This is a genomic window from Ralstonia sp. UNC404CL21Col, from assembly GCF_000620465.1.
Lineage (GTDB): Bacteria > Pseudomonadota > Gammaproteobacteria > Burkholderiales > Burkholderiaceae > Ralstonia > Ralstonia flatus.
This window is the reverse complement of sequence record NZ_JIBE01000012.1, coordinates 1-11,169: the sequence shown is the minus strand read 5'-3', so window position 1 is coordinate 11,169 and position 11,169 is coordinate 1. Positions and strand designations below refer to the sequence as shown.

Here is an 11,169-nt window from a genome sequence, read left to right as displayed (position 1 = left end):
CCCTCCCTGCGACATAAATTCAAGGAGTCTTTCGCCATCTCGGGCGCGCCTTTCTTTGCTTACTTTCTTTGGGCAAGACCAAAGAAAGTGAGTCAGCCCCGGCAGGGGATGAAACAAGGGATGGACCACAAACAACAAATCTAGAGCACACCCCAAAAAAAACGCACAAGCCCCCGCCCCCGTCCACTCCTATAATCCGCGCCACGAGAACCCTCTTTGGAGACCCGCAGGATGCAATCCCTCCATCCTCCCAAGCACATTCCGGCAGCGACCCTGCCAGAGCTGACGCTACGCGGCATGATCCTTGGCGCGATCATCACCGTGATCTTTACCGCTTCAAACGTGTACCTCGGCCTGAAGGTCGGCCTCACGTTCTCTTCGGCGATTCCGGCAGCGGTCATTTCGATGGCCGTGCTGCGCATGCTCGGCGGCACGAACATCCTCGAAAACAACATGGTGCAGACGCAGGCGTCTGCGGCCGGGACGCTGTCTTCCATCATCTTCATCCTGCCCGGCCTGGTGATGATCGGGCACTGGCAAGGCTTCCCGTTCTGGCAAACGTTTGGAGTGTGCATGGCGGGCGGCATGCTGGGCGTGGTGTTCACGATCCCGCTGCGCCATGCGATGGTCGTGCAGAGCGACCTGCCTTATCCCGAAGGCGTGGCGGCCGCAGAAATCCTGCGCGTGGGCAGCGGCCAGTCGGCGGACGGTGAAAACGCCGTCGATGACGACGCGGTGCCCGCCGCCACCGGCATGCGCGATCTGGCAGCGGGCGGCATCGTCGCGGCCATCGTAGCGTTTGCTACCAGCGGCCTGCGCTTGCTGGGCGAAGGCGCGAGCTGGTGGTTCGCCGCCGGGGCCGCAGTGGTGCGTTTGCCGCTGGGCTTTTCGACGGCGCTGCTGGGCGCGGGCTATCTGATCGGGCTGGTGGCCGGGCTGGCCATGCTGGTGGGCCTGGTGATCGCCTGGGGCATCGCCGTGCCGTATCTGACCTCGATCACGCCGATGCCGGCCGGCAAGGCGCTGTCTGCGTTCGGCACGGATGTGTGGCGCACGCAGGTGCGCTTTATCGGCGCCGGCGTGATTGCGGTGGCGGCCGTGTGGACGCTGGGCACGCTGATCGGCCCGGTGGTGCAAGGCGTGAAGCGCTCGTTCGGCAGCCTGCGCCCGAAAACCGATAGCGCGCTACGCACCGAGCAGGACATGGCGCCGCGCTGGATCCTCCTGGTGACGCTGGCCATGGTGGTGGTGCTGGTGATCACGTTTGCCGCCTTCCTGGCGCCGACCATGCTGTCGGCCGGCTCGCGCTGGACGCTGATCACCTGCGCGGTGATCTTTGCGGTGGTGTTCGGCTTTCTGGTGGCGGCGGCGTGCGGCTACATGGCCGGGCTGATCGGTTCGTCGTCGAGCCCGATTTCGGGCATCGGCATCATCGCCATCACGTTGGTGTCGCTGCTGCTGTTGGCCATCGGCGCGGACAACGGCATCGTGGGTTCGCCCGAAGCGAGCAAGCTCGGCATTGCGCTGGCGATCTTCACCACGTCGGCCGTGGTGGCCGTGGCCACCATCTCCAACGACAACCTGCAGGACCTGAAGACCGGCTGGCTGGTCGGGGCCACGCCGTGGCGCCAGCAGGTGGCGCTGCTGATCGGCTGCGTGGCGGGCGCGGCGGTCATCTCGCCGGTGCTGGAGCTGCTGTACAACGCGTATGGCTTCCCGGGTGCGCTGCCGCGTGCCGGCATGGACGCCGCGCAGGCGCTGTCCGCACCGCAGGCGACGCTCATGACCGCCATCGCCACCGGCATCTTCACGCACCAGCTGGAATGGAACATGGTGATTGCGGGCATCGTCATCGGCGTGCTGCTTATCGCCGTCGACTGGGCGCTCAAGCAGCGTGGCGGTGTCGCACGGTTGCCCGTGCTGGCGGTCGGCATCGGCATCTACCTGCCACCGACGGTGAGCACGGTGCTGGTGACCGGCGCGGTGCTGGCGTGGATCATCGAGAAGCTGCTTGCCAAGCGCGCGCGGGCTGCAGGCGTACCGTACGAGCGCTATGCCGAGGTGCCGAACCGCCACGGCGTGCTGCTGGCGTCGGGCCTGATCGTCGGCGAAAGCCTGGTGGGCGTATTGATGGCGGCTGTCATCGGCGGCACGGGCAAGGATGCGCCGCTGGCGATCGTCGGTGCGTCGTTTGAAGGCACGGCGCAATGGCTTGGGCTGATCGTGTTCGCCTTGGTATGCTGGGCCTTCGCGCGCCGCGTGCTGGCGGTGCGACCGACTCACTGACCCCATCCCGCATCATGCTGCTCCGCGACGCAACGCAGGCCGACCTGCCGGCCATCCTCGCCATCTACAACGACGTGATCGCCAACTCCAATGCGATCTACACCGAAACGCCGGTCACGCTGGAAGACCGCACCGCGTGGCTGGCCTTGCGCGCCACGCAGGGGTATCCGGTGCTGGTGGCTGACGATGACGGGCAAGTCGCAGGCGTTGCATCCTTTGGGGATTTCCGGCCGTACCCGGGCTTTCGCACCACCGTCGAGCACTCGGTGCACATTCACCGCGACTGGCGCGGCAAGGGGCTGGGCAGCCTGCTGGTCGAAGCGCTCTGCGAGCGTGCCGCGGCGCTGGGCAAGCACCTGATGGTGGGCGCCATCGACGGTGCCAATGCAGGCTCGATCCGCCTGCACGAAAAGCTCGGCTTCAAGGAAGTGGGCCGCATGCCCGAGGCCGCCATCAAGCGCGGTCAGTGGCTCGACCTTGTGTTCATGCAGCGCTGGCTGGAAGCGCCCGGAACGGTCCGCAGCGACTGACTGTTCTTCGATCTCGATGCGTCAGGCGGGCTGCGTTGCCGCCTGCGTCCAGCGCCCGCAACCGCGTCGCACGGTCTCGTGCAGGTTGCGGGTTTCACGTTGCGCCGCGCGGATCCATTCAGCATCCGCATCGCGCCCCTCCACCACCTCCCGCACCATGTCGAGCGCGCCTTCGGACGACAGCGCTTCGGCATGTGCCGACAGCACCTTGCTCGTCTCCAGGATGTGATCGGCCAGCGCACCGCGATTGCCCGTGGCCGGGTCGACGTATTCGCCAGCCAGCCCGAAGCGGCATGCCTGGAAGCGGTTGAAGGTGTAGACGAGGTAGTCGTCTTCCTCGGGCATGAACGGGCGATCGAGCAGCAGCCAGCGGCCCAGCGCCTGGATATAGGCGGCGATGGCGGCGGCGCGTTCGACGGTCAGCGGGGTGTCCATCACGCGGACTTCGATCGTGCCGAATTCGGGCTTGGGGCGGATGTCCCAATAGAAGTCCTTCATGCTTTCGATCACGCCGGTGGCGTGCATCTTGTCGAAGTACGCGATGAAGGCATCCCACGTCAGCACGAACGGCGCGCGGCCCGACATCGGGAAGGCGCTGACCGAATTCATGCGTGCGGATGCGAACCCCGTATCCACGCCCTGCACGAACGGCGACGACGCTGCCAGCGCAATGAAGTGCGGTACGTAGCGCGACATGGCGTGCAGCAGATACAGCGCATCGTCGGGATTCGGGCAGCCCAGATGCACGTGCTGGCCGAAGACCGTGAACTGCTTGGCGAGGTAACCGTACAGGTCCGAGATGTACTGATAGCGCGGCGATTGCGAAATCTGGCGCTGGCTCCATTGCTGGAACGGATGCGTGCCGCCGCCGCAGATGCCGATGTTCAGCGCCGTGGCGGCTTCGGCCATGCGGTCGCGCATTTCGCGCAACTGCCAGAGCGCCTCGTCGTGGCTGTGGCAGATGCCGGTGGAGATCTCGATCATCGAATCGGTGATCTCGGGCTTGATGTCGCCGGGGTATTCCTTGCCCTTGAGCATGCGCAGCAGGTCGGGCGACGCGGAGGCAAGGTCGTAGTCGTGACGATTGACGAGCTGCAGTTCCAGCTCGACGCCAAACGTGAGTGCTTCGGATTTCGAGAACGGTTCGAGGGACATGGAAGCCTCTTAGCGGTGTTCGTTGTCTTGCCGCACCTCACCCGCCCAGCGCAGGGACCGTGCAGTCAGGATCGGCGCAGCAATCTGCTGGATCGCCAGCGTGCACAGGATGATGGCCGCCAGCGGCCCGCCGGTCTGCGGATACAGCGCCGCCGTATCGTGCATCAGCAACCATGACAATCCCGACATGGGGCCGAGCGCCAGGCCGAGCGCAATGCTCTGCCGCATCGACAGCCCCGAAAACGAGCCGAGCGCCGTGGTGGCCGCCAGCTTGGCAATGAAGCGCGACAGCACCAGCGCCACCGCCGCCACACCGCCGATCGCCCAATCCGATGCCTTGAGCGGCAGGCCGAGCGACACGATCATCACCACGATCAGGATGCTGCCCGCGCTGCCGAAGTGCGACGGCCAGACGCGCGGGTGATCGTCCTGGTGCTTGAACACGACGCCCGCCAGCAGCAGCGTGAGCGGCACCGACAGCTTCAGCAGCTTGGCCATCGCCAAGGCAAACAGCACCAGGCCGACGAGCACCAGAAACGCGTAGTGATCGTCACCCGCCATGCGGTGATACAGCGCATGGCCCACCTTGCCGACCACCCACGCCAGAAGCACGGAACCTGCCAGCAGGTACAGCGGGTGGATCAGCGCAGCCGCCCAATGGCCGTATTCGCTATGCAGCCAGCCGGCGGTCAGCGGCACCAGCACGCTGGCGTAGATGCTGTTGAGCGCGCCCAGGGAGAGCAGTCGCTCCGTCACCTGGCCTTCTGCGCGCAGTTCGTTCTTGAGTTGCAGGAGCACCGTCGGGGACGTGGCCACCGCGATGGCGCCCGCGGCCACCGCCACCGGCGTCGCCACGCCAAACAGCTGCAGCACCCAGGTGACCAGGCCCCAGGTCAGCAGGCTTTCGAAGCCGCTGGTGAGCAACAGCCAACGATTGGCACGCAGCCATTCGAACGACAGCCGGTGCCCCAGCTCGAACAGCGCCAATGCCAGCGCCATCTCGATCAGGATGTGGGTCTGCTCGAGCATGTCGGTGTCGATGAGCGGGCGGCCGAGCACGCCGGCCACCAGCCCCGCTACCGCATAGCCGACGATGCGCGGCAGCTTGAGCGCCGCGCGCGCAAACTCGCCGCACAACGCCGCGCCAACCAGCGCCAGCCCGATCCAGAAAAGGCCGCCAGGAGCGGGCGGCCACGAAGGGAAGAGATCGTGAAGTCCTGTCATGGCCGACATGGTACCCGAAGCCCTCATCCGGGAAAGTCAGCCAAGCACTGACACGCGTTAGAGCCGCGTTACACGATATTTAATAATAGATCGATGATTTTCGACGCAGAAGACAACAACTCTGCGTTTGGAGCCGCCGGCTGCCGGCAAAGAAAAACCGCCCCGGAGGGCGGTTTTCATACTGCAAATGGCTGAGAGCCGGTCGGATTACTTGCCGCCGACGCTCTCCAGCGGCGTCCACTTGCCGCCGGTGACCTTGTAGACGGTGATGCCGCCGTCCTTCAGGTCGCCCTTGTCGTCATAGGCGTAGTGCTTGGCGGTCACGCCTTGCGTGTTGGTGGCAGCCAGGATCGGCAGGTACTTGGCCGGGTCGGACGAGCCGGCAGCCACCATCGCCTTCATCAGGGCCATCGCGCCGTCGTAGGCGTACGGCGAGTACGTCTGCACCGGCGTGCCGAAACGCTTCTCATAGCGGGCCTTGTAGCCAGCGCCGCCCGGCATCTGCTCCAGCGGCAGACCGGCCAGCGATGCCACCATGCCTTCCGCCGCTTGCGGGCCGGCCAGCTTGATGAAGTCGTCGGTCTTGGACATTTCGCCCGACATCAGCGTGGACTTCATGCCCAGCTCGCGCATCTGCTTGAGCAGCGGGGCCGATTGACCTTCGGCGCCACCGTAGAACACGGCGTCCGGGTTCTTGCTCTTGATCTGCGTGAGGATGGCCTTGAAGTCGCTGGCCTTGTCGTTGGTGAATTCGCGACGCACGATGGTGGCGCCGGCAGCCTTGGCAGCCTTCTCGAACTCGTCGGCCAGACCTTGGCCGTAGGCCGTGCGGTCATCCACGATGGCGATGTTCTTGTAGCCCAGCTTCTTGACGGCGAACGTGCCGACCACCGAACCCTGCTGGGTGTCGGAAGTCATCATGCGGAACGTCGTCTTGTAGCCTTGCTTGGTGTATTCCGGCGCGGTTGCCATGGCGATCTGCGCGATGCCGGCCTGGTTGTACACGCGCGACGCCGGGATGCTGGTACCCGAATTGAAGTGGCCGAGCATGCCCTTGATGCCGCTGTCCACGAGCTTCTGGGCGACTGCCGTACCGGTCTTCGGGTCAGCCTGGTCGTCTTCTGCCATCAGCTGGAACTTGACGTCCTTGCCGGCGATCTTCGGCTTGGTGGCGTTGAACTCTTCGACGGCCAGCGTCGCGCCGTTCTTCATGTCCGTGCCGTATTGCGCTTGCGGACCCGACATCGGGGCAGCAAAGCCCAGCTTGATGACTTCCTGGGCCGATGCGGCCGTCATTGCACCACCCGCCAGCGTGCACAGTGCTGCCGCCAGACACAGTTGCTTCAATTTCATTTGTGCGTCTCCTAGTTCAAACGCAATTTGGATCAATAGCGCGGCGGGATCACCGCCGCCCTCCTCCCGCTTCGCATCCCATCCGCACCCGTCGTGCGAATGGAACCGCGAATCCTGCTCGTGCTCCCCGTCAGCCGATGGTCATCAGGCTGGCGTTGCCACCCGCGGCGGCCGTATTGACCGACAGCGAACGCTCGATCAGCAGGCGCTCCAGCGCCAGCCCTTCCCCGCCATGCGGCAGGCCTTGCACCCCCACGATCGGGCCGGCACGTCGTGCCAGTCCTTCGCAGATGGCGCGCAGATGGTCCGAATCGCCGTGATGCAGCACCGCATCAAACGCCGCTTCGTCGGTCGACCCGACCACGCGGACGCGCGATTGTACTGCCGCCGGCAAGCCCCGAAGTACCGCTTCGATGGCAGGGTTTTCCTGCACAACGGCCACGCTGCCGACCGCCAGCACGGCTGCCAGTTGACGTAGCCAATCCGCCGGATCGGCCGCCACGCACAGCACCGCTTCACGCGGCAACAGCGTGTAGGTGTTGCGCTCGCCGGTCGGGCCGGGCAGCGTGGCGGTAGCGCCCGTGGCCGAGGCCGCAGCCAGGCGCTCGCACAGCGCCGCGAGATCGGCTGACTGCGCCGCCGACTGCTTGCGTGCCCAGTCCGTCAGCGCGTCGAACGGCGCCAGCAGCGCGCGGCGCGCGTCGGTATCGACTTCCGTACCCGCACCTGCGGTGAGTTGCAGCGCGGTGCGCATGGCGTCCTGCGGGCAGGTCGACAGCAAACGCAGCAGATACAGCGGGCCGCCGGCCTTGGGGCCCGTGCCCGACAGGCCTTCGCCGCCGAACGGCTGCACGCCCACGACGGCGCCGACGATATTGCGGTTCACATACAGGTTGCCGACGTGCGCGCGGTCGACCACGTGCGCGATGGTTTCGTCGATACGCGTGTGAATGCCTAGCGTCAGGCCGTAGCCCGTACCGTTGATCTGCTCGATCAGCTTCGTCAAACCGGTGTTGTCCGCCGAGCGCTTCCAGCGCACCACGTGCAGCACGGGGCCGAAGATCTCACGCGTCAGGTCCGACAGGCTGTCGAGTTCGATCACCGTCGGCGGCACGAACGTGCCGTGCGCGCATGCGGCCGGCACCGGTGCCTGATGCACGCGGCGGCCCTTGGCGCGCATCGCTTCGATGTGGCCGACGATGTTGTCGCGCGCTTCGGCGTCGATCACCGGGCCCACGTCGGTGGCGAGGCGATCCGGATTGCCCATCGCCAGTTCGGCCATGCCGCCCTTGAGCATCGCCAGCACGCGGTCGGCGACGTCATCCTGCAGGCACAGCACGCGCAGCGCCGAGCAACGCTGCCCCGCCGAATCAAACGCAGACGACAGCACATCCGCCACCACCTGCTCGGCCAGCGCCGACGAATCGACAATCATCGCGTTCTGACCGCCGGTCTCGGCAATCAGGGGGATCGGCGCGCCGTTGGCATCCAGGCGGCCGGCCAGCGTGCGCTGCAGGATGCGCGCAACTTCGGTCGAACCGGTGAACATCACGCCCTTGGTGCGCCCGTCCTTCACCAGCGCCGCGCCGACAGTCTCACCGCGGCCCGGCAGCAGTTGCACGGCACCGGCCGGCACGCCGGCTTCGCGCAGGATGCGCACGGCTTGCGCCGCGATCAGCGGGGTCTGTTCAGCGGGCTTGGCCAGCACGGGGTTGCCTGCGGCGAGCGCGGCACTGACCTGGCCGGTGAAGATCGCCAGCGGGAAGTTCCACGGGCTGATGCAGACCACCGGGCCCAGCGGGCGGTGCGTGTCGTTGGAGAACCCGCCGCGCACCTGTGCCGCGTAATAGCGCAGGAAGTCGACGGCTTCGCGCACCTCGGCGATGGCGTTGGACAGCGTCTTGCCGGCCTCGCGGATGATCAGGCCCATCAGGTGCTGCATCTCGCCTTCCATCAGGTCGGCGGCGCGATCGAGCAGCGCGGCGCGCGCTTCCGGCGGCGTGGCTTGCCAGATCGGGGCGGCGGCGGTAGCGGCCGACAGCGCGGCATCCACGTCGGCTTCGGTCGCTTCCGTCACATGGCCGACGATGTCGCGCAGGTCCGCCGGATTGCGCACCGGCTGCCGAAGTTGCGATGGCCCCCCCACGTAAGGCGCATCGCCGATCGTCGGCTCGGCGGTCCAGACCGTGCTGGTGCCGGCAAGAAGGGCGGACGACAACGACGCCAGGCGCTGCTCGTTCGCCAGGTCGATGCCCGACGAGTTTGCGCGAACGTCACCGTAAAGGGCGCGCGGCAGCGGAATCTTCGGATGCGGAAGGCCGAGCGTCCCTTCATCGGCGTGCATCTTTTCCACCACCGCCACCGGGTCGGCGACGAGGTCGTCCAGAGGAATCGACTCGTCCGCAATGCGGTTCACGAACGAGGTGTTGGCGCCGTTTTCCAGCAGGCGGCGCACCAGGTAGGCCAGCAGCGTTTCGTGCGTACCGACCGGCGCGTAGATGCGGCACGGGCGGTTCAGCTTGCCCGGCTTGTTGCCGACGACCTGCTCGTACAGCGGCTCGCCCATGCCGTGCAGGCACTGGAATTCGTATTGGCCGGGGTAATAGTTCTGGCCGGCCATGTGATAAATGGCCGCCAGCGTGTGCGCGTTGTGCGTGGCGAACTGCGGGAAGATCGCCTCCGGCGCGGCCAGCAGCTTGCGCGCGCAGGCCAGGTACGACACGTCGGTGTAGACCTTGCGCGTGTAGACCGGATAGCCCTCCAGGCCGTCGACCTGGGCGCGCTTGACCTCGCTGTCCCAGTACGCGCCCTTCACGAGGCGGATCATCAGGCGGTGCTTGCTGCGACGGGCCAGGTCAATGATGTAGTCGAGCACGAACGGGCAACGCTTCTGGTAGCCCTGCACCACGAACCCGATGCCGTTCCAGCCGGCCAGCTCAGGCGCGAAGCACAGGCGTTCCAGCAGGTCGAGCGACAGCTCCAGGCGGTCGGCTTCTTCCGCATCGATATTGATGCCGATGTCGTATTCGCGGGCCAGCATCGCCAGGCCCTTCACGCGCGGATACAGCTCGTTGATCGTGCGGTCGTATTGCGCGCGGCTGTAGCGCGGGTGCAGTGCCGACAGCTTGATCGAGATGCCCGGCCCTTCGTAGATGCCGCGCCCGCCAGAGGCCTGCCCGATCGCGCGGATGGCCTGCTCGTACGACGTGAGGTAGCGCTGGGCGTCTTCCTCCGTCATCGCGGCCTCGCCGAGCATGTCGTAGGAGTAGCGGAAGCCCTCGGCTTCGAACTTGCGCGCATTGGCCAGCGCTTCGGAAATGGTTTCGCCGGTGACGAACTGCTCGCCCATCAGGCGCATCGCCATGTCCACGCCCTTGCGGATCAGCGGCTCGCCGCTCTTGCCGATGATGCGCGTGAGCGCCTTCGACAGCCCGGCTTCGTTGTGCGTGGCGACCAGCTTGCCGGTCAGCAGCAGGCCCCAGGTGGCGGCGTTCACGAACAGCGACGGGCTCTGGCCCAGGTGCGAATGCCAGTTGCCGTTGCTGATCTTGTCGCGGATGAGCGCGTCGCGCGTGGCCTTGTCGGGAATGCGCAGCAGCGCCTCGGCCAGGCACATCAGCGCCACGCCTTCCTGGCTCGACAGCGAGAATTCTTGGATCAGGCCCTGCACCAAGCCTTCGCGACCGGTGCCGACCTTTTGCGTGCGGAGCTTGCCGGCGAGGTCCCGTGCAAGCTGCTTGGCTTCCGAGGCGAGCGCGCCCGGCAGGCGGGCCTGCTCCAGCAGCATCGGAATGGCTTCGGTTTCCGGCCGGCGGTAGGCGGCGGTGATGGCAGCGCGCAGGACCGACTGCGGTTGCACGCTTTGCGCAAATTCGAGGAACGGTTGCACCGTGGGCTCGTCACCCTCATGCACGTCCGAGACGGCTGCGGCGGCGGACGGGAGGCCATCCGCCGCCGGGCCGTTTGCATCAGTTGGCAGCTGCCCCCGCTCCACTTGATCCAGATACGTGAAGATCGCCTGCTTGATCAGCCAATGCGGCGTGCGGTCAATGGACTGCGCAACGCGCTTGAGGCGTTCACGCGAAGCATCGTCCAGCTTGACCCCGAGGGTGGTTGTAGCCATGTGGGTTCCTATCCAGAGCTGCCATTGCCTGGCTTGTGGCCGGCAAATTGGGCGGATCATACGCCTGGCGATCCCGAAGGTGCAACCTAGTGAAACCCCTTGGTTCGAAATGGGTAGATTGGGGTGCAACCGCAGAGGGTGATGGGGGCTTTTGGGGCGACTTTTATTGTTTTGGTGGGCGGGTTTTTTGGCTTTTGGTGCATCCCTTGTTTCATCCCCTGCCGGGGCTGACTCACTTTCTTTGGTCTTGCCCAAAGAAAGTAAGCAAAGAAATGCGCGCCCGAGATGGCGACGGATTCCTTGAATTTCTGTCGCAGGGAGGGAGGGGAGGCAAACTCGCTTCGCTCAGACAGCCTCCCCTCTTTTTCCTCCCTGCAACAGAAATTCAAGGCGCCATCTAGGGCAGGGAAAGTCAAAGGACAAAAGCCGCACCATCTGGGCGCCCGCCCAAACGACAAGGCCAACCGCGCGACGGGTTGGCCTTTTTCTTTTGACGTT

6 protein-coding genes are annotated in these 11,169 nt (G+C 65.8%); 2 read left to right on the top strand and 4 right to left on the bottom strand.

Annotated features, from left to right (window positions below; translation table 11 throughout):
* Positions 1-231: 231 nt before the first annotated feature.
* The gene (locus tag N511_RS0117925) at positions 232-2,286 is read left to right on the top strand and encodes an OPT family oligopeptide transporter (RefSeq protein ID WP_027680537.1); all 2,055 of its coding nucleotides are present in this window, start codon (positions 232-234) and stop codon (positions 2,284-2,286) included.
* A 14-nt stretch (positions 2,287-2,300) separates the two neighbouring features.
* Positions 2,301-2,816 (top strand): GNAT family N-acetyltransferase, encoded by a 516-nt coding sequence (locus N511_RS0117920; protein ID WP_027680536.1) that lies wholly within the window; start codon positions 2,301-2,303, stop codon positions 2,814-2,816.
* A 21-nt stretch (positions 2,817-2,837) separates the two neighbouring features.
* Here N511_RS0117920 and N511_RS0117915 read toward each other — a convergent pair whose 3' ends face one another.
* The 4 genes from N511_RS0117915 to putA form a co-directional block, all read right to left on the bottom strand.
* The gene (locus tag N511_RS0117915) at positions 2,838-3,971 is read right to left on the bottom strand and encodes a YbdK family carboxylate-amine ligase (protein WP_027680535.1); all 1,134 of its coding nucleotides are present in this window, start codon (positions 3,969-3,971) and stop codon (positions 2,838-2,840) included.
* Positions 3,972-3,980: 9 nt separating this feature from the next.
* Entirely contained in the window at positions 3,981-5,204 is a 1,224-nt protein-coding gene (locus N511_RS0117910; protein ID WP_027680534.1) for a cation:proton antiporter, read from the bottom strand.
* A 198-nt stretch (positions 5,205-5,402) separates the two neighbouring features.
* Positions 5,403-6,548 (bottom strand): branched-chain amino acid ABC transporter substrate-binding protein, encoded by a 1,146-nt coding sequence (locus N511_RS0117905; protein WP_004628665.1) that lies wholly within the window; start codon positions 6,546-6,548, stop codon positions 5,403-5,405.
* 130 nt (positions 6,549-6,678) lie between these two features.
* Complete coding sequence (gene putA, locus N511_RS0117900) at positions 6,679-10,671, bottom strand: trifunctional transcriptional regulator/proline dehydrogenase/L-glutamate gamma-semialdehyde dehydrogenase (protein WP_027680533.1); 3,993 nt, start codon at positions 10,669-10,671, stop codon at positions 6,679-6,681.
* Between the last annotated feature and the right edge of the window lie 498 nt (positions 10,672-11,169).

Excerpts from the sequence above, each read along its gene's own strand:
- putA (WP_027680533.1), bottom strand. The coding sequence starts at position 10,671 with ATGGCTACAACCACCCTCGGGGTCAAGCTGGACGATGCTTCGCGTGAA.
- N511_RS0117905 (WP_004628665.1), bottom strand. The coding sequence starts at position 6,548 with ATGAAATTGAAGCAACTGTGTCTGGCGGCAGCACTGTGCACGCTGGCG.
- N511_RS0117925 (WP_027680537.1), top strand. The coding sequence starts at position 232 with ATGCAATCCCTCCATCCTCCCAAGCACATTCCGGCAGCGACCCTGCCA.
- N511_RS0117920 (WP_027680536.1), top strand. The coding sequence starts at position 2,301 with ATGCTGCTCCGCGACGCAACGCAGGCCGACCTGCCGGCCATCCTCGCC.
- N511_RS0117910 (WP_027680534.1), bottom strand. The coding sequence starts at position 5,204 with ATGTCGGCCATGACAGGACTTCACGATCTCTTCCCTTCGTGGCCGCCC.
- N511_RS0117915 (WP_027680535.1), bottom strand. The coding sequence starts at position 3,971 with ATGTCCCTCGAACCGTTCTCGAAATCCGAAGCACTCACGTTTGGCGTC.